The sequence below is a fragment of the Pyxidicoccus sp. M6 genome (genome assembly GCF_055568925.1).
This window is the reverse complement of record NZ_CM145714.1, coordinates 6126247-6144187: the sequence shown is the minus strand read 5'-3', so window position 1 is coordinate 6144187 and position 17941 is coordinate 6126247. Positions and strand designations below refer to the sequence as shown.

The following is a 17941-nucleotide window of genomic DNA, read 5'->3' as shown; positions in this document are numbered from 1 at the left end:
AGCCTTCGGCTTCAGCGCTTCAGCGACAGCCCCAGCCGGTAGACGTCCTGACCGGCCCAGCCCGCACGGCGGGCGAGCTCGGTGCTCAGCGCCTTGAGCTTCTCGCCGCGCGACAGGCCCTCCTCCAGCGCCTTCTTCAGCTCCTCCTCGGACCAGCGGCGCTCGCCGGTGCGGCCCTCCACCAGCACCACCACCTCGCCCCGGGGCTCCTCCGCCGCGTAGCGCGCCGCCAGCTCCGACAGCGTGCCCCGGGCGAACTCCTCATGCAGCTTCGTCAGCTCGCGCGCCACGCAGGCGCGCCGGTCGCCCCAGGCGTCGAGCAGGTCCGGCAGCGTCTCGCCCACGCGGCGCGGGGATTCGTAGAGCACCAGCGTGGCGGAGAGGTTGGCCACCTCCTCCAGCATGGCCCGCCGCTCCGAGCCCTTGCGCGGGATGAAGCCCAGGAAGTGGAAGCGCCCCGTGGGCAGCCCTGACGCGCTCAGCGCCGCCACCAGCGCAGTGGGGCCGGGCACGGGCACCACGTTCAGCCCGCGCTCCAGCGCCTCCGCCACCAGCTTCTCGCCAGGGTCGCTGATGGCCGGGCTGCCCGCGTCCGTCACCAGCGCGCAGTCCTCGCCCTCCGCAATCCGGTCCAGGATTCGCCCGGCGCGCTGCCCTTCGGCGAAGGCCGGCAGGCTCACCAGGTCCTTCCCGCCAATGCCGAAGTGGTCCAGCAGCACGCGCGAGTGGCGCGTGTCCTCACAGGCGATGAAGCGCACGTCGCGCAGCGTCTGCAGCGCGCGCGCCGTCACGTCCCCCAGGTTCCCGATGGGCGTGGCCACCAGGTAGAGCGTTCCAGCCATGGCGTCCTCTCACATGCCCGCGTCGAAGGCGCCGGGGATGTGCTCCACGGTGGCGCGCTCGCCGCGCCCCACCACCGAAATCACGTCGAAGCGAATCATCCGCTCGCCGAGGCCATACGCGAAGAGGTAGTGCAGCGCCGCCTTCACCACCCGACGCTGCTTCGCGAACGACACCGTATGCGCCGGGTCTCCCCATACGGCCGTGGAGCGCATCCGCACCTCCACGAAGCACAGGGTGTCCCCGCGCTCGGCCACGACGTCCAGCTCTCCGTAGCGGCACGTCCAGTTGCGCGCCAGCACCTTCCAGCCCTGCGCCTCCAGGAAGGCCACCGCCGCGTCCTCGCCCGCATCCCCGTACTGCCGCCGCTCCCGCGGCTCCGCTCCCCGCATACGCCCTCCCCTCCAACCCCCACCTGCCGCCAGGAACCGCCAATCCGGGGGCCCCCGCATCAAGCCACACGTCTCGACACCAGCCGCCCGCGCCGGTCCTTCCTCGTGGAGGCAACCCGCCGCGTCGGACTACACGTTAACGGTGCCGTCCGACATCTGCGCGAAGCCGGGGTGCGCGGTGACGTGCAGCACCTGCGTCAGCGTGCCCAGGTGCTTCAGCATGCGGGCGATAAGGGGCAGCTTCACCTCCTCCACGCCGGCGAAGACGTCCTCCAGCAGGAAGGGCCGCTTCACGCGGGCGCTCGCCTTCTCCACCACCGTCATCCGCAGCGCCAGGTAGTAGAGGTCCAGGTCCTTCGGCGGCAGCTCGCCCACGGGGATGCGCTTGCCCTGCGTGAGCGCGAAGGCGCGCCCCTCGCGGTCCCATTCGATGCCCTGGTAGCGCCGGTCCGTGAGCGCGGTGAGGTACTGGAGGCAGCGATCCTTCAACATGCCCTGCACGGAGAGCACGTCCGTGGTGAACACATCCGCGGCCTGTGAGAGCAGCACGGGAGACGGGTCCTCCAGCGGCTCGGCCGCGGGAGCACCCTCCGCCCCCGGAGCCGCGGCCGGACGAGGCGCACGGGCCAGCACGATGGACTCCTTCACGCGGGCAATCTCACGCTCCACCTCGCGGATGTCGCGCACGTAGGAGCCCTTCTGCGTCAGCTCCGCGTTGACCGTCTCCAGTTCGTCCTTCAGCGCCTGCCGCTGGCTGGAGGCTTCCAAGAATTCCGGCTCCGCCTCCTTGGCAGCGAGCTCCTGCTTCAGCTCCACCACGCGCGCGGCCAGCAGCTCCTTGCGCTCCAGCATGGGGACGATTTCCGTAATCTCCTCCACGCCGAGCGCCTTCTGCGCCATGCGCAGCGGCGCGGCCTCGGCCTCGAACTCATCGAGAATCTTCTTCTCGCGGGCCTCGAACCGGCCCTCCTTGCTGCCCTGCCGGGACGCCTTCTGCAAATCGTCCACGTGGCGCAGCGCCATGAAGGCGGCTACGCCAAAAGCGGGGATGTCCAGCAGGGCGATGTAGCGGAACGTGTTGTCCACGCCAGAGCCCAGGCCCAGCCCCAGCGCGAGGAAGAGGATGCCCGCGCCCAGCCCCGCCCAGAAAGCGCGATTGTCCTTGAGCGGCTCCACGTAAGGGGCCGACTCCTCGACTCCCGCCTCGCGGTCCTGGTTGAGGCGCGCCAGGGCCTCGTCCCGCTTCGCCATCACCTTGGGGTAGCGGTGTGCGCGGTTGCGGATGTCCTGCGGCAACCCGAGCGACTCGGGCGTGGGCGAGGCCCGCCACGCGGCCTCCGCGTCGGAGATGGCCACCTTCAGCCCCTCGGTGCTCTTCAGGCGCTGGTCCGCATCGAAGAGCTGCGACTGCAGGCCGTCCGCCTTGAACTGGAGCTGATCCACCTCGGAGGAGCCCACCAGCTCCTGCTCCAGCGCGCGCAGCTTCGCCTCGGCGGCGGGGATGTCCTCTGCGGGCTGCACCGCGGACGCCGTCGCCAGCGATGGGTACTTCCCGGACGTCTTCGGGTCCGGCTTCGCGGCGGCGGCCGCCTTGCGCGGGCGCCTCGAGGGAAGCTGCGCCGGCTGCAGGCAGTACACCTGCTCGAAGGTGGTGCGCGGCGGCAGGCCGGCCTGGCCCCGGAGGAACTGGCCAATCTCCGACGTGTCCGAGGACACCAGCTCCGCCTGCTGCGTGGCCTTGTTCATCCGGTGCAGCGACCCGGAACCACCCAACTCGCGCAGCACGCGGTACGTGACGCCGTCCACGCCCACGAAGGTGAGGGCCGCCTTGGCCGTCTTCGCGCCCGGGGCCATGAAGCTGACGTCGCCGCCGCGCCCGTCGGCGAAGAGCAGCGCGAGCGACAAGCCCGCCAGCGGACTCGCCTCCGCCGCGGGCGGCTTGAGGACGAGGTACCCGGCTTTGAGCGCAAAGCGCCCCGCGGGAGAGAAGCCCCGGACATTCTGGACGGCGACCTCGGCGAATTGCATGGCTTGCGCATGTTAGCGCGAATGAAAAAAGGAGCGTCCGGGATCGGACGCTCCTTTTCATGACAACCCCTGTGCCCTTCCGGGCAGGCAGGCAATCAGGCCTTCTTGGCGGCGGGGGCGGGGGTCGCCTCCTCCTGCACGTCAACGCGGGCGGCCTTGCCCTTGAGGTTGCGGAGGTAGAACAGGCGGCTGCGGTTCACGTCGCCGCGCGCCAGGACCTCGATCTTCTCGTAGCGGGGGCTGTGCAGCGGGAAGATGCGCTCCACGCCGACGCCGAAGGACGTCTTGCGCACCGCGAAGGTGGCGCGGTGGGCGCGGCCGCTCAGCCGGATGACGACACCCTCGAAGGCCTGAACGCGCTCCTTGTCGCCCTCCTTCACCTTCCAGTGGACGCGCACGGAGTCACCAGGACGGAAGGCGGTGACGTCCTGGCGCAGGAACTTGGCCTCGACGTGCTGAATGGCGGCGTTACGCATGACTGACTCCGGAAAATCGGAAACTGACGCGCGGGGCGCGTGAAAGAGCGGGCCGTACTACCAGAGAGAGCAGGGTCGGACAAGCCCGCTGTGCATCAACCCGCTGAGAACGCACAGGGTTACAGCTCTTCCTCCCGGCGAGCCAGCAATTTCTGGTCGGCGGCCGAGAGCTGCAGGCGAGCAAACAGGTCGGGCCGCCGCTCCCGCGTCAGCACGAGCGACTTCCATCGACGCCAGCGGGCGATGCGCGCATGGTCCCCGGACTGGAGGACTGCCGGGACCTCGACGCCCCGGAAGGCGGGCGGGCGGGTGTACTGGGGGTGCTCCAGCATCCCCTCCTCGAAGCTCTCCGTGACGGACGAGTCGACGTTGCCCAGCACTCCGGGGACAAGCCGCGCGACAGCATCCACCACGGCCATCGCGGCGATTTCGCCGCCCGTGAGCACGAAGTCGCCCAGGGACAGCTCGCCATCCAGGTGCGCCATCACCCGCTCGTCCACGCCCTCATAACGGCCGCAGACGAGGATCAGCCCGGCCTCGTGGCGCACCAGCTCGCGCGCCGTGGCCTGGGTGAAGGTGGGCCCGCGCGGGCTCATCAGGAGCGCCTTCGCGCCCGGCAGCCGCGCCCGGGCGGCTTCAATCGCGGCCACCAGCGGATCCGGCTTCATCACCATGCCGGCCCCGCCGCCGTAGGGCGCGTCGTCCGTCACGCGGTGCTTGCCCTCGGCGTACTCGCGCACGTCGGTGACGGTGACGGACAGCAGGCCCTTCTCCTGGGCCTTCCCGAGGATGCTCGCCCCCAGATAGCTGGAGACCATGCCCGGGAACAGCGTGAGGATTTCGACCGGGTACGGCGGGCTCATGCCGCGTCCCCGGAGTCCTCGTCCGTGTCGCCGGAGCCCTCGTCGGAGTCCTCGGCATCCCCGGACCCGGTGTCACCCGCGGCGGCGGCAACGACAGCGGAGGCCACGCCGGGCACCTTCCGCTCGGGCCGCCCCACCTCCTCATACTCGGGCGGGCGGATGACGATGCGCCGGGCGTCGATGTCCACGGTGGGCACGAACTCGTCCGCGAAGGGCACCACCAGCTCCGGGCGCTTCGGCGCGCGGATGACGAGGTTGGGCACCTCGCCGGTGGCCCAGATCTCCTCCACGAGGCCCAGCTCCGCGCCGGACTCGTCCACCGCGGTGAGGCCCACCAGGTCACCCTGGAAGAACTCCCCCTCGGCCGGGGGCTCCAAATCCTCGCGGAAGACGAACACCTTGGCGCCCACGAGCGCCTCGGCCGCGTTGCGCGAGTCCACGCCCTCCAGGACGACGATGTTCTCCTTGGGGGTGGGCCGCACGGCCTCCAGCCACAGCTCCTGCTCCTCCCCGCCGCGGGTGCGCACGAGGATGCGCTCGACGACATCGAGCGCCTCGGAGGCCGGGTCGAACGTGCGGATGGCCACCTCGCCGCGCAGCCCGTGCGCTCGCGCCACGTAGCCGAGCTCGAGGTGGGGCGTCACCGCGAGGCGTCCGGAGTCACGGGCGGCACGGCCGCGGCGCCAGGAGCGCCGGCCGCGTTGCGCCGGTCATCGAGGATTTCGAGGCGGACCTTCTGTCCGGCCTTCTGGGCGGCGGCATTGAGCAGCGTCCGGAGGGCATTCACGGTGCGCCCGTCACGGCCGATGACCTTGCCGACGTCCTCGGGGGCGACCTTCAGCTCATAGAGCCGGGCGCCTTCCGCCTCGGAAACGCGCAGGCCGACCTGGTCCGGTTGGTCGACCAGGGCCCGCGCCAGATACGTAAGAAGTTGCTCCACGTCCGCTCAGCGCAGCGTGGTTCAGACCGCGGGAGTCGCGGGCTTGGCCTTCGCGGCAACCTTGATGAGGTCCGCCACCGTCTCGGAAGGCGTCGCGCCGGTCTTCAGCCAGTAGTTCAGCCGCTCCTCGTTGAACTCCACCTTGGGGGGCTCGAGGTTCGGGTCGTACGCGCCAACGGCCTCGATGAACTTGCCGTCCCGGGGGTTGCGGGAGTCGGTGGCGACCACGTGGTAGTACGGCTTCTTCTTGGCGCCCGCGCGGGCGAGACGGAGGACGACGGCCATGAGTTGCTCCAAATAACAGTTACAACTTTGGAAAGGGGGGCGCTCTTACCGCCGCCCCCGCGGGATTGTCAAGGAAGCTCGGGACCTTATGTCGCACCGTCGGTAGGTGCAGCCTCGCCCTGGTTGGCGAGCTGCCCGCAAGCCCCGGCGATGTCCCGGCCCCGGTTCCTGCGAATGTAGGCAGCGATGTGCCCGTCGGCGAGAATAGCCCGGAACTGCTCGGCCCGCTCCTCACCCGTGGTGTGGAACCCCAGCCCGGGGTTCTCGTTGTAGGGAATCAGGTTCACCTTCACGGGGATGCCCTTGAGCAACTCGATGAGCCGGTGGGCGTCCTCGTCGGCGTCGTTGAAGCCCTTGATGAGCACGTACTCGAAGGTAATCCGCCGGCCCTGGCGCAGGGGGAACTTGCGGCACGCGTCCAGCAGCGCCGCGATGTTCCACTTGCGGTTGACGGGCATCGTCTTGCTGCGCTGCTCGTCCGTGCTGGCGTTGAGGGAGATGGCCAGCTTGACGTCCGTCTCCTGGCCGAAGCGTTCAATCATCGGCACCAGTCCCACCGTGGAGACGGTGATGTGCCGGTGGCTGAAGTTGGGGCCGTCCTCGGACTGGAGGATGGAGAGCGCCGTCTTGAGGTTCTCGAAGTTGTGCAGCGGCTCGCCCATGCCCATGAACACCAGGTTGCTGAGCGGGCGCAGCGTCTCCAGGCCCTCGTTCTTCCGGACCTCGCGGTTGACGGCGTGCACCTGGGCCACGATTTCGCCAGGGGTGAGGTTTCGCTTGAGCCCCATGGTGCCCGTCATGCAGAAGCCGCAGGCCATGGCGCAGCCCACCTGGGTGGACACGCACAGCGTCTTGCGGTCCTCGGCGGGCATGTAGACGGACTCGATGAAGCGCCCGTCACGCGTCTTCCACCGGTACTTGATGGTGCCGTCGGTGCTGCGCAGCTCGCAGTCCATCACCAGCGGGATGATTTCCGCCTTCGCCTTGAGCTTCTCGCGCAGGGCCTTGGACAGGTCTGTCATCTCGTCGAACGAGGTGACGCCGCGCTGGTGGATCCACCGGTAGAGCTGCGGTGCGCGGAACGAGCGCTCGCCCAGCGTCTCGGTGACGAAGCGGGTGAGCGCCTCCATGGACAGGCTGGCCACGTCCACCAGCTTCGCGGGCGCGGGCGCCGGAAGCGGCTCAGTCACGGGCAGGGCGGTAGCGGAGGTCTCTGACATCGTCGTTGGGCTGTTAACGGTGGGCCCGAGGGCGTCCCTTCCCACACCTCGGGAGGACAAGTCAAAGGAGCCCACGCTCCCCTACCCGCCTGCTGGACGCTTCGCAACCCGTCTTCAGCAAGAACAACGGCCCGGGCCCAGGCCTTCGCAGGCACTGAACACCGGGCCGGGAACAGCGGCCCCTCTTCTTCCACGAGGGGCCTGCTGGCTACTTCTGGTACGGGTAGGCCTGGATCTCCGTCTCCCGGAAGAAGTACGCGATTTCAATCTTCGCGTTCTCCAGGCTGTCGGAGCCGTGCACCGTGTTCTTGTCGATGCTGGTGGCGAAGTCCTTGCGGATGGTGCCAGGGGCCGCGTTGGCCGGGTTGGTGGCGCCCATGATGTCGCGGTTCGCCAGGACGGCGTTCTCGCCCTCCAGCACCATCAGGACGACGGGGCCGGAGATCATGAACTGCACCAGGTCCTTGAAGAAGGGGCGGGCCTTGTGGACGGCGTAGAAGCCCTCGGCCTCCTTCTGGGAGAGCTGCTGCAGCCGGATGGCGACCGGCTTCAGACCCTTCTCCTCGAAGCGGCTGATGATCTTCCCGATGACGCCCTTTTCCAGACCGTCCGGCTTGATGATGGACAGCGTGCGCTCGATGGCCATGTGACTGGCTCCTCTTTTTTGCTCGTTGGGGTTTAGCGCTTCTTCGGAGCGCCCCGCTTGAGGGCCTCCTGCAGCGTGGTGCCGAGCTCGGCGGGGCTGGCGGCCATCAGGAAGCCGGCGGCCTCCATGGCCTTCATCTTCTCCGTCGCCGTGCCCTTGCCGCCGGAGATGATGGCGCCGGCATGGCCCATGCGCTTGCCCGGAGGCGCCGACTGTCCGGCGATGAACCCGGCGATGGGCTTGGTGAACTCTCGGGCCACGTACTCGGCGCCGCGCTCCTCGGCGTCGCCGCCGATCTCACCAATCATGATGACCGCGTCCGTCTCCGGGTCCGCGTTGAAGAGCTTCAGTACGTCCACGAAGTCCGTGCCGTTGACCGGGTCACCGCCGATGCCCACCGCGGTGGACTGGCCCAGGCCGAGCTGCGTGAGCTGGTGCACGGCCTCGTAGGTCAGCGTGCCGGAGCGGGACACCACGCCGATGCGGCCCGGCTTGTGGATGTGGCCCGGCATGATGCCGATCTTGCACTTGGCGCCCGGGGTGATGACGCCGGGGCAGTTGGGGCCGATGAGGCGCACGCCCGGCTTGCCCTGCAGGTAGCGCTTGGCGCGCACCATGTCGTTGACGGGGATGCCCTCGGTGATGGTGATGATGAGGGAGATGCCCGCGTCGGCGGCCTCCATGATGGAGTCAGCGGCGAAGGGGGGCGGCACGAAGATGACGGAGGTGTTGGCGCCGGCCTGCTTCACGGAGTCGGCCACCGTGTTGAACACGGGGACCTTGCCCTCGAAGTCGGTGCCGCCCTTGCCCGGCGTCACGCCGGCCACGAGCTTGGTGCCGTACTCCAGCATCTGCTTCGAATGGAACGAGCCCGCCGAGCCGGTGATGCCCTGGCAGACCACCTTCGTGTTTTCGTTGACGAGGATGCTCATGGCGTTCCTTCTGGAAAGTGTTGGCGGAGGGGCCGGACTACTTGATGGCCGCGACGGCCTTCTCCGCCGCCTGCCGCAGGTTGTCCGCCGGGGTGATGGCAAGGCCGGAGTTGCGCAGCAGCTCCTTGCCCTTCTCCACGTTGGTGCCTTCCAGCCGGACCACGAGCGGGACCTTGAGCTGGACTTCCTTCGCCGCAGCGATGATGCCCTCGGCGATGACGTCGCACTTCATGATGCCGCCGAAGATGTTGACGAGCACCGCCTTCACGGCCGGGTCGGCGAGGATGAGCTTGAAGGCCGCGGTGACCTTCTCCTTGCTCGCGCCGCCGCCCACGTCCAGGAAGTTGGCCGGGCTGCCACCCACCAGCTTGATGGTGTCCATGGTGGCCATGGCCAGGCCCGCGCCGTTCACCATGCAGCCGATGTTGCCCTCGAGCGCGATGTAGGCCAGGTCCCACTCCTTGGCCTGCGTCTCGCGGGGCTCCTCCTCGGCGAGGTCGCGGTACTCCAGCAGCTCCTTGTGCCGGTAGAGCGCGTTCTCGTCGAAGTTCACCTTCGCGTCGAGCGCCACCACGTCGCCTTCCTTGGTGATGACGAGCGGGTTGACCTCCACCAGCGAGGCGTCCGTCTCCACGTACATCTTGTAGAGCGCGGTGCAGAACTGGACGAACTTGTTCACCGTGGGGCCGGTGAGGCCCAGGGCGAAGGCGAGCTTGCGGCCCTGGAAGTCGGTGAAGCCCACCACCGGGTCCGCCGCCTCGCGGAGGATCTTCTCGGGGTGCTTCTCCGCCACCTCTTCAATCTCCACGCCGCCCTCGCGGGAGGCCATGAAGGTGATGCGGCTGGTGGCGCGGTCCAGCGTCACGCCGAGGTAGAGCTCCTGGCCGATGTTCAGGCCCTGCTCGATGTAGACCTTGTGGACCGTCTGGCCTTCCGGCCCGGTCTGGATGGTCTTGAGCTTCATGCCCAGCATCGCCTTGGCGAGGTCCTTCGCCTCGGCGGGGCTCTTGGCGAGCTTCACGCCGCCGCCCTTGCCGCGGCCGCCCGCGTGGATCTGGGCCTTCACGACGACCACGGACGTGCCGAGCTGCTTGGCCGCGGCCTCCGCCTCATTGGGCGAAAGCGCGAGAATGCCCTTCGGCGTGGGCACGCCGTACTTCCGGAAGAGTTCCTTGCCCTGGTACTCGTGGATCTTCATCGAGGCTCCGGTGGAGACGAGGGAGACGACCTTGACAGAAGGCGTCAGCGCGGGGCCCTCATTGCGCAGAAACCGACGGATGGCAAGGCCGTTTGACCCCGGTAGAGCCGCTCCGTGCGGCCCCATGCACAGGAGATAATCAGGATTGTCCGCCAGGATGAGCCCGGCTTCACGGCCGTGGGGGCTCCAGGGAGACCAAGGCCCGGCACGTCGGCGGCAGGCGGACATCCCGGGGATGACGGGAAGACAGGGTGGCCTGGATGACCCCGGCCGAGGCGCCCGCTCCGAGGCCCGGTGTCACCGGTATGGAACGCGCGCCCGGGCGTTCGATGGGAAGGACCGGGCATCCGTCCCCTGCCCCGTCCTCTTCCAGGAGTCCTCGCCCATGTCCTTCCGTCCGTGGCGCCTGCTCTGGCTGCTCCTCCTCGCCGTACCGGCTGTCGCCTCCGCGACGGATGCGCAGAAGGCCCCGGAGGCGCCCGTCCTGGATGCGAAGGAGCGCAGCCGGATCATCGACGCGGTCATCGCCCGGGTGAAGGCGCGCTTCTATTCGCCGGACAAGGCGGCCCTGGCGGAGCGGATGCTGCGCTCCCGGCTGAAGCGCGGCGACTACGATGCGATCACGGAGCCCCGGGAGCTGGCCAGCGTCCTCACCGAGCACCTGGTGAGGGACGGCCAGGACGCGCACTTCTCCGTCATCTACAGCGCCCAGCCGGTGCCCTTGAACCTGCCCCCGCCGTGGGAGCCCGCGACGCCGGAGGTGGAGGCGTTCCGCGCCTCGCTCGAGGAGCGCTGGAAGCGCATGGCCCTGCGCGAGGCGTTCGGCATCGGCCGCGTGGAGCGGCTGCACGGCAACGTGGGCTACCTGCGCCTGATAAGCCTGCCGGAGCCGAAGTACGCGGCGGAGGCATCCGCCTCGGCGATGCGGCTGCTGTCCGCCACGGATGCGCTCATCATCGACCTGCGCGGCAATGGCGGCGGCGACGACTCGCTGGTGGCGCTGTACCTGGGCTGGCTGCTGCCGGAGCGGGTGCACGTCCGGGACACGTTGTGGAAGGGCCGGCCGAAGGAATCCCTCTACACGCCCGAGCCCCCCGTGGCCGGCCGGTACGGGGACAAGGAGGTCTACGTCCTCACGGACGGGGACACCTTCTCCGCGGCGGAGGCCTTCGCGTATGACCTGCAGGCGCGGAAGCGGGCGCGAATCGTGGGCGAGACAACGCGCGGCGGCGCCAACCCGGCCGTGGCCGTCCCCGCGGACGCGCACTTCGTCGTGGGCGTCCCCATGGGGCAGACGGTGCACGCGGTGACGAAGACGAGCTGGGAGGGCGTGGGCGTGAAGCCGGATGTCGCGGTGCCCGCGGCGGAGGCGCTGCGCACCGCGCACGTCGCCGCGCTCCGCACGCTGGCGAAGCGCACGGAGGACCCGGTGCTGGCGGAGGAGATCCACAAGGCGCTGAAGTCGCTGGGCGCCGAGGGTGCGAAGCCCTGAGTCCTGCAAACGGCGGCGGCCCCGCCCGGCGTCTCGGAGGACGCCAGCACGGGGCCGCTTCGCTGCGAAGAAACGGACGCCGGAGGGACTACCCCGGACCGCCGTGGCTCTTCTGCTCCTCTTCCTTGAAGAAGATGTCCTTGATCATCAGCTTCGTCACCTCGCGGTTCATCACCGCGATGGACGTGGTGAGCGGAATCTCCTTCGGGCAGACCTTCACGCAGTTCTGCGCCTTGCCGCAGTCCTGGATGCCGCCGGGGCCCATCAGCGCGCGGACGCGCTCCTCGGACTGCATCTTGCCCGTCGGGTTCATGTTGAACAGGCGGGCCTGGCTGATGGCGGCGGCGCCGATGAAGCTGTTCTCCTGCGTCACCTGCGGGCAGGCCTCGAGGCAGCTGCCGCAGGTGATGCACGTGGACAGCACGTACATCACCGACTGGTCCTTCGGAGACTGACGCGGACCCGGCCCTAGGTTGTGGGTGCCGTCCACCGGAATCCAGCCCTTCACGCGCTTGAGCGCGTTGAACATCCGTTCGCGGTCCACCGCGAGGTCGCGGACCACGGGGAACTTGCTCATCGGCTCCAGTGTGATCGGCTGCTCCAGCTTGTCGATGAGCGCGGAGCAGGCCATGCGCACGCGGCCGTTGATGTTCATCGCGCAGCTGCCGCAGACCTCCTCGAGGCACGCGGCATCCCAGATCACCGGAGGAACCCTCTTGCCCTCCACCGTGACGGGGTTGCGCTGGATCTCCATCAGGCACGAGATGACGTTGGCGCCCTTCGTATAGGGAACCTTGAACTCATCGAAGTGACCCGGCTTGTTCGGATCATCCTGCCGCCAGATGCGGAAGGTGATGGTCTTCGTGGTGACGGCGGTTGCCTGTGCAGTGTCCATGTCGCTCGACCCTTCACTTCCAATTCAGTGACGGAAGGCCCGCCGTTGCTGGCGCGGGCCCACCAGAAGTTGCGTGCTCCGCTCAGGCGTACCAGCGGGGCTCGGGATCCAGGACCGGCGTGGAAATCTCCTCGTAGGAGATCTGCGGGCCCTGCTCGCTGTACTTCGCGATGGTCGTCTTCGCCCACTTCTCGTGGCGCTTCTTCCACAGCGCCATCCACTCGGGGTCCTTGGTCGGATCCTTCACCTTCGGCTCCGGAAGCGAGAACTCGGGCTTGTAGTGCGCGCCACGGCTCTCGTCGCGGAGCAGCGCGCTGGTGGCGATGACCTCGCCCAGCTCCAGCATGTTCCAGAGCTGATTCGTGTACGACAGCGCGCGGTTGGCCACGTTGCCCGTGTCCAGCACGTTGACGTTGTTCCAGCGCGACTTGAGCTCGCGGATCTTCTCCACCGTCTTCTTCAGCCGGTCGTTGTACCGGACGACGGTGCAGTTCTCCGTCATGATGTCGCCCAGCTCGCGCGCCAGCGCGTAGGGGTTCTCCGGGCCGTTCATCTTCTTGATGGTGGCGAACCGGTCCTCCCAGTAGCGCTTCGCGTCCTGGAAGTACTTCTCCGGCATGGCCGCCGCGCTGGTGCTCTGGCTCTTGGCGAAGGCCGCCATCGCCGGGCCGCCGATCATGCCCGAGTAGATGCAGGACAGCAGCGAGTTGGCACCCAGGCGGTTCGCGCCGTGGAACGCGTAGTCCGCCTCACCCGTGGCGTACAGACCGGGGATGTTGGTGGACTGGTTGACGGGGCTGCCCTCGACGGGGGTCTGCGTCTTCGAGTCCGCCTCGAACTTCACGAACAGGCCGCCCATGGAGTAGTGCATGCCCGGGAAGATGACCATCGGCGTGACGCGCGGGTCGTCTCCCACGAACTTCTCGTAGATCTCCATGACGCCCTTGATCTTGGCGTCCAGCGTCTTCGCCGGGATGTGCGTGACGTCCAGGTACACGCCGTCCCTGCCGCCGATGCCCATGCCCAGGTCGCGGCAGACCATGAAGATCTCGCGCGTGGCCACATCGCGGGGCACCAGGTTCTTGTACTTGGGGTACTTCTCCTCCAGGAAGTAGAAGCGCTCGCTCTCCGGGATGTCCCGGGGGTTGCGCGTGTCGCCCTTCTTCCGGGGCACCCAGACGCGGCCGCCCTCGCCGCGCACGGACTCGCTCATCAGGCGCAGCTTGTCCTCACCTGGGATTGAGGTGGGGTGCACCTGGATGAACTCGCCGTTGGCGTAGATGGCGCCCTCCATGAAGGCGCGACCGGCGGCGGTACCGGTGTTGATGATGGAGTTGGTGGAGCGCCCGAAGACGATGCCCGGACCACCGGTGGCGAGGCACACGGCCTCCGCCGGGAAGGTGCGGATCTCCATGGTCCGCAGATCCACGGCGACGCTGCCGATGACGCGGCCACCCTCGTCCTTCACCGTGCCGAGCCACTCCCAGTACTCGTACTTGGTGACCTTGCCCTCGGACTCGTAGCGGCGGACCTGCTCGTCCAGCGCGTAGAGGAGCTGCTGGCCGGTGGTGGCGCCCGCGAAGGCGGTGCGGTGATGGAGCGTGCCGCCGAAGCGGCGGAAGTCGAGCAGGCCTTCCGGCGTGCGGTTGAACGTCACGCCCATGCGGTCCAGCAGGTAGATGATTCCGGGGGCCGCGTAGCACATGCCCTTCACGGACGTCTGCTCCGCGAGGAAGTCGCCGCCGCGCAGCGTGTCCTTCACGTGGATGTCCGGATGGTCGCCCTCTCCCTTGGTGTTCACCGCGCCGTTGATGCCGCCCTGGGCGCAAACCGAGTGGGAGCGTTTGACCGGGACGAGCGAGAGCACATCCACCTGGTGACCCGCCTCCGCGAGCTTGATTGTCGTCATCAGCCCCGCGAGACCGCCGCCCACCACCGTGAACCGCGCTGCTGCTGCCATCATCGTCTCCTTGACTGCCGGATGCCCGACGCTGCCGTCGTGAGCCGGCTCGCCACGCGGCGCGCCACGGCCCTGACATCCCGTGCGAGATCTACAGGCTAGATAACTTGATGAAACTCCGCCGCAAGGAACGCGCGGGCCACGATAAGGCCGCGTCATCCACGGCATCAGGCACAGGGCCCGCCGGAAGAACCCGGCGGGCCTCGGGTGCCCGTCAGCGAAACTACAGCTTGACCGAGTCGACCGTCTTCTTCACCGACTGGAAGGACTTCTCCAGCTGGGCCTTCTCGTCACCGTCGAGCTCCACGGTGATGACCTTCTCCACGCCGCCCGCGCCGATCTGCACCGGGGCGCCGAAGAAGTAGCCGTTGATGCCGTACTGGCCCTCGAGCAGGGCCGCGGCCGGCAGCACGCGCTTGCGGTCGAAGATGAAGCTCTCCGCCATGGCGATGGAGGAGGCGGCCGGACCGAAGTACGCGCTGCCCGTCTTGTACAGGCCCACCAACTCCGCGCCGCCCTCGCGGGTGCGCTTGATGATGGCGTCCAGCTTGTCCTTGGCGATCAGCTGCGTCAGCGGCACGCCGCCCACGGTGCTGTGGCGAACGAGCGGGACCATGTCGTCGCCGTGGCCGCCGAGCACCAGCGCCTCCACGTCACGGATGGAGGAGCCCAGCGCCTCGGCCACGAAGCACTTGAAGCGGCTGGTGTCCAGCACGCCCGCCATGCCCACCACCATGTTCTTCGGCAGGTCCGCGATCTTGTGGAGCGCGAATACCATCGCGTCCAGCGGGTTGGCCACGTTGATGACGAAGGCGTTGGGGGCGTGCTGCTTGATGTTGGCCGCCACGTCCTTCATGATCTTCAGGTTGATGTCGAGCAGGTCCTCGCGGGACATGCCCGGCTTCCGCGGCACGCCGGCGGTGATGATGATGACGTCCGAGCCGGCCACGTCCTTCCAGTCCGTGGAGCCGGTGACGCGGCAGTCATAGCCGTCCACCGCGGAGAGCTGGTTGATGTCCAGCGCCTTGCCCTTGACCATGCCCTCGGCCGCGGGGATGTCGTACAGCACGACGTCGCCGAGCTGCTTCTGCACCGCGAGCAGCGCCAGGTTGCCGCCGATCTGGCCGCCACCGATGAGGCCAATCTTCTTCTTGCGATTCTGAGCCATGGATTCGCCCTCTCTCAGGTCCCCGACGGGGGACTACATGTTCTTGATGATGGCCTGACCGAACTCGGAGCACTTCACCTCGGTCACACCGGACTGCCCCTCCTGCTTCATCAGGCGGGCGAAGTCGTACGTGACGGTCTTGTTGGCGATGGCGCGGTCCATGCCCTTGATCATCAGGTCCGCGGCCTCGTGCCAGCCCAGGTGCCGGAACATCATCTCGCCGGAGAGGATGACCGAGCCCGGGTTCACCTTGTCCTGGTCCGCGTACTTCGGCGCGGTGCCGTGCGTGGCCTCGAACACCGCGTGGCCCGTGACGTAGTTGATGTTGCCGCCCGGCGCGATGCCGATGCCGCCCACCTGCGCCGCGAGCGCGTCGGACAGGTAGTCGCCGTTGAGGTTGAGCGTGGCGATGACGTCGAACTCGTCCGGACGCGTGAGCACCTGCTGCAGGGTGATGTCCGCGATGGAGTCCTTGACGATGACCTTGCCGGCGGCCACGGCGGCCTTCTGCTCGGCGTTGGCGGCGTCCTCACCCTTGGCCGCCTTCGTCACCTCCCACTGGTCCCAGGTGTAGACCTTGTCACCGAACTCGCGGGCGGCCAGCTCGTAGCCCCACTTGCGGAAGGCGCCCTCGGTGAACTTCATGATGTTGCCCTTGTGGACCAGCGTGACGCTCTTGCGCTTGTGGTCCACCGCGTACTGGATGGCGGCGCGGATGAGGCGGTCGCTGCCCTCCTTGGACACAGGCTTCACGCCCAGGCCGATGTTGCTGGGGAAGCGAATCTTCCCGAACTCCTTCGGGAACTCCTGCTTCAGCAGACCCAGGAACTTCTCGGCGGCGGGGGTGCCGGCCTCGAACTCGATGCCCGCGTAGATGTCCTCCGTGTTCTCACGGAAGATGACCATGTCCACCTTCTCCGGCGTCTTCACCGGGCTGGGGACGCCCTTGAAGTAGCGCACGGGGCGCAGGCAGACGTAGAGGTCCAGCATCTGGCGCAGTGCCACGTTGAGCGAGCGGATGCCGCCGCCCACCGGCGTCGTCAGCGGGCCCTTGATTCCCACGAGGTACGTGCGGAAGGCCTCGACAGTCTCATCCGGCAGCCAGTTGTTGACCTGCTTGAAGGACTTCTCGCCGGCGAGGACCTCGTGCCAGGCGATCTTCTTCTGGCCCTTGTAGGCCTTCTCCACAGCGGCATCGAAGACCGCCTGGGAAGCGCGCCAGATGTCGCGGCCGGTGCCATCTCCCTCGATGTAGGGGATGATCGGGTTGTTCGGCACGGACAGCTTGCCGTTTTGCAGGGAGATCTTCTCTCCGGAAGACGGGGGCGCCATGGGCGTGAACTCCTGGAAGGTGTGACCGTGTAAGAAGAGGCGCGGGATAGTCGAAAACCCGCCCCCTCCCGTCAAGGAGTTTGGCCGACCGCTCAGGTTGCAGGACTTATCGAAGCCAGCGGCATGGCGCGGGCGTCCGCCGCTGCACGCATGCGAAGGCCAGACGCCTATGCGGCAGTGAACGGAAAGCGCGACGGCGCGGAGGCACGGCGCCCGGAGCGGCAGGCGTTCCGCCGTGCTGCGTCATACGATGAGCGCTTTCGGGAATGGAGGACCGGCGCGTGCGCAGCAGTCCTCCGGGGCTTCACTCCACCTCAACCGCCGCGGCAGCAACCGCGGCGGCGCGGGCACCGCGACTACCAGCTCGACAGGCCGGGCGCGGGCAGTTCAACGGTAACGGTGATACCGGAGTCATCGCCGCGTGCGACCTCCAGCGTGCCGCCCACGGATTCCACCAGCTCGCGAGCACGGGACAGGCGCCGGTGCAGCGGCCCCACCAACATGGGCGACAGGAAGACGGCCTTCGCCTCGCGCTCGGAGAGCGACGCGCCGGGTGCCACCACCTGGAAGCGCGGGCCCACGTCGCCGAAGTCATCCGGTGCGTCCACCGTCAGCCGGACGCCCTCCCCGTTCCCCGCTTCCGCGGCGTGCGCCAGGAGGAGCAGCATCACCTGCTGCATCCGCCGGCTGCTCACGCGCGCGGGGACGGCGTCCTCCGGCAGCTCCAGCGCCACTTCCACTCCATGGAGGCGGCGCGTGGCGCTCAGCAATTCCACCGCCGCGCGCGCCACCTCCGCCACGTCCACCCGCAGATGGTCCGGAGCGTCCACTACCTCCAATGAGGGGCCACGCCCCGTTCCGCCCTGATGGAAGCCCGTTCCAGACTGCGCCCCACCCATCGTGCTCACCGCAGCACTCATCCCTCACCTCTCCCTCTGGCCGACTGCTTCCACTCTAACGGCCACCTCTGACATTCTCTATTTCCACTACGAGAAAGTACGCACTTCGTGCCTGACTTGTGACATTACAGTTGCGCGACAACATCTCCGTGATGTTGTTCACTGGAGGGCATTGAAAGTCGTGGAACTCGGAAAAGCACCTGTCATCCCCGACCCACGGCCGTACATTCCCGCCAGCCAGAAAACAGCGTGGCTGAATTAATTCGGTTTGACTGTTCCACCTGAATCCGTATGATGCGGACCCATAGCGATTCGCCGCCCACCGCAGAACCGCTGGAGCAGGGAGGGACTGTTGTGCTTGCAACTTCGACATCC

At 68.1% G+C, this 17941-nt stretch carries 17 protein-coding genes and 1 pseudogene; 1 reads left to right on the top strand and 17 read right to left on the bottom strand.

What is annotated here, in order from left to right; all coding sequences use genetic code 11:
- Positions 1-11 precede the first annotated feature (11 nt).
- The 12 genes and pseudogenes from rsmI to sucC all read right to left on the bottom strand — a co-directional run bounded on the left by rsmI (position 12) and on the right by sucC (position 9820).
- Positions 12-842, bottom strand: coding sequence for a 16S rRNA (cytidine(1402)-2'-O)-methyltransferase (gene rsmI / locus ACVTJA_RS24655; protein ID WP_465839653.1), 831 nt, complete (start codon positions 840-842; stop codon positions 12-14).
- A gap of 9 nt (positions 843-851) precedes the next feature.
- Positions 852-1232: a YraN family protein gene (locus tag ACVTJA_RS24650; protein WP_465839651.1), complete on the bottom strand. Its 381-nt coding sequence runs from the start codon at positions 1230-1232 to the stop codon at positions 852-854.
- Between the two features lie 129 nt (positions 1233-1361).
- Entirely contained in the window at positions 1362-3260 is a 1899-nt protein-coding gene (locus tag ACVTJA_RS24645; RefSeq protein ID WP_465839649.1) for an AAA family ATPase, read from the bottom strand.
- Between the two features lie 95 nt (positions 3261-3355).
- Entirely contained in the window at positions 3356-3736 is a 381-nt protein-coding gene (rplS, locus tag ACVTJA_RS24640) for a 50S ribosomal protein L19 (protein ID WP_465839647.1), read from the bottom strand.
- A 119-nt stretch (positions 3737-3855) separates the two neighbouring features.
- Positions 3856-4599: a tRNA (guanosine(37)-N1)-methyltransferase TrmD gene (gene trmD / locus ACVTJA_RS24635; RefSeq protein ID WP_465839645.1), complete on the bottom strand. Its 744-nt coding sequence runs from the start codon at positions 4597-4599 to the stop codon at positions 3856-3858.
- A gap of 128 nt (positions 4600-4727) precedes the next feature.
- A pseudogene (gene rimM, locus ACVTJA_RS24630) lies at positions 4728-5243 on the bottom strand (ribosome maturation factor RimM); the annotation flags it as partial.
- Positions 5240-5539 carry a KH domain-containing protein gene (locus ACVTJA_RS24625; RefSeq protein ID WP_465839643.1) on the bottom strand — a complete coding sequence of 100 codons (300 nt, stop codon included), beginning with the start codon at positions 5537-5539 and terminating at the stop codon, positions 5240-5242. The gene ACVTJA_RS24625 and the pseudogene rimM, both read right to left, overlap by 4 nt.
- 21 nt (positions 5540-5560) lie before the next feature.
- Complete coding sequence (gene rpsP, locus ACVTJA_RS24620; protein WP_169348400.1) at positions 5561-5824, bottom strand: 30S ribosomal protein S16; 264 nt, start codon at positions 5822-5824, stop codon at positions 5561-5563.
- Between the two features lie 86 nt (positions 5825-5910).
- Entirely contained in the window at positions 5911-7044 is a 1134-nt protein-coding gene (rlmN, locus tag ACVTJA_RS24615; protein WP_465839642.1) for a dual-specificity RNA methyltransferase RlmN, read from the bottom strand.
- Positions 7045-7252: 208 nt separating this feature from the next.
- Positions 7253-7690 (bottom strand): nucleoside-diphosphate kinase, encoded by a 438-nt coding sequence (gene ndk, locus ACVTJA_RS24610; protein ID WP_169348402.1) that lies wholly within the window; start codon positions 7688-7690, stop codon positions 7253-7255.
- A gap of 32 nt (positions 7691-7722) precedes the next feature.
- Positions 7723-8622 (bottom strand): succinate--CoA ligase subunit alpha, encoded by a 900-nt coding sequence (gene sucD, locus ACVTJA_RS24605; RefSeq protein ID WP_206728040.1) that lies wholly within the window; start codon positions 8620-8622, stop codon positions 7723-7725.
- Positions 8623-8659: 37 nt separating this feature from the next.
- Complete coding sequence (sucC, locus tag ACVTJA_RS24600; RefSeq protein ID WP_465839641.1) at positions 8660-9820, bottom strand: ADP-forming succinate--CoA ligase subunit beta; 1161 nt, start codon at positions 9818-9820, stop codon at positions 8660-8662.
- Positions 9821-10205: 385 nt separating this feature from the next.
- On the opposite strand from sucC, the gene ACVTJA_RS24595 reads away from it, so the two are divergent.
- Entirely contained in the window at positions 10206-11312 is a 1107-nt protein-coding gene (locus ACVTJA_RS24595; RefSeq protein ID WP_465839640.1) for a S41 family peptidase, read from the top strand.
- 88 nt (positions 11313-11400) lie between these two features.
- On the opposite strand, the gene sdhB is transcribed toward ACVTJA_RS24595, so the two are convergent.
- The 5 genes from sdhB to ACVTJA_RS24570 form a co-directional block, all read right to left on the bottom strand.
- Positions 11401-12207 carry a succinate dehydrogenase iron-sulfur subunit gene (gene sdhB / locus ACVTJA_RS24590; RefSeq protein ID WP_465839638.1) on the bottom strand — a complete coding sequence of 269 codons (807 nt, stop codon included), beginning with the start codon at positions 12205-12207 and terminating at the stop codon, positions 11401-11403.
- Between the two features lie 82 nt (positions 12208-12289).
- A complete protein-coding gene (gene sdhA, locus ACVTJA_RS24585; RefSeq protein WP_465840512.1) occupies positions 12290-14167 on the bottom strand; it encodes a succinate dehydrogenase flavoprotein subunit in 1878 nt (625 codons plus the stop codon).
- A gap of 223 nt (positions 14168-14390) precedes the next feature.
- Positions 14391-15335 carry a malate dehydrogenase gene (mdh, locus tag ACVTJA_RS24580; RefSeq protein ID WP_465839636.1) on the bottom strand — a complete coding sequence of 315 codons (945 nt, stop codon included), beginning with the start codon at positions 15333-15335 and terminating at the stop codon, positions 14391-14393.
- A gap of 33 nt (positions 15336-15368) precedes the next feature.
- Positions 15369-16667, bottom strand: coding sequence for an NADP-dependent isocitrate dehydrogenase (gene icd, locus ACVTJA_RS24575; protein WP_465839635.1), 1299 nt, complete (start codon positions 16665-16667; stop codon positions 15369-15371).
- A gap of 356 nt (positions 16668-17023) precedes the next feature.
- Positions 17024-17587: a histidine kinase gene (locus ACVTJA_RS24570; RefSeq protein WP_465839634.1), complete on the bottom strand. Its 564-nt coding sequence runs from the start codon at positions 17585-17587 to the stop codon at positions 17024-17026.
- Positions 17588-17941 lie beyond the last annotated feature (354 nt).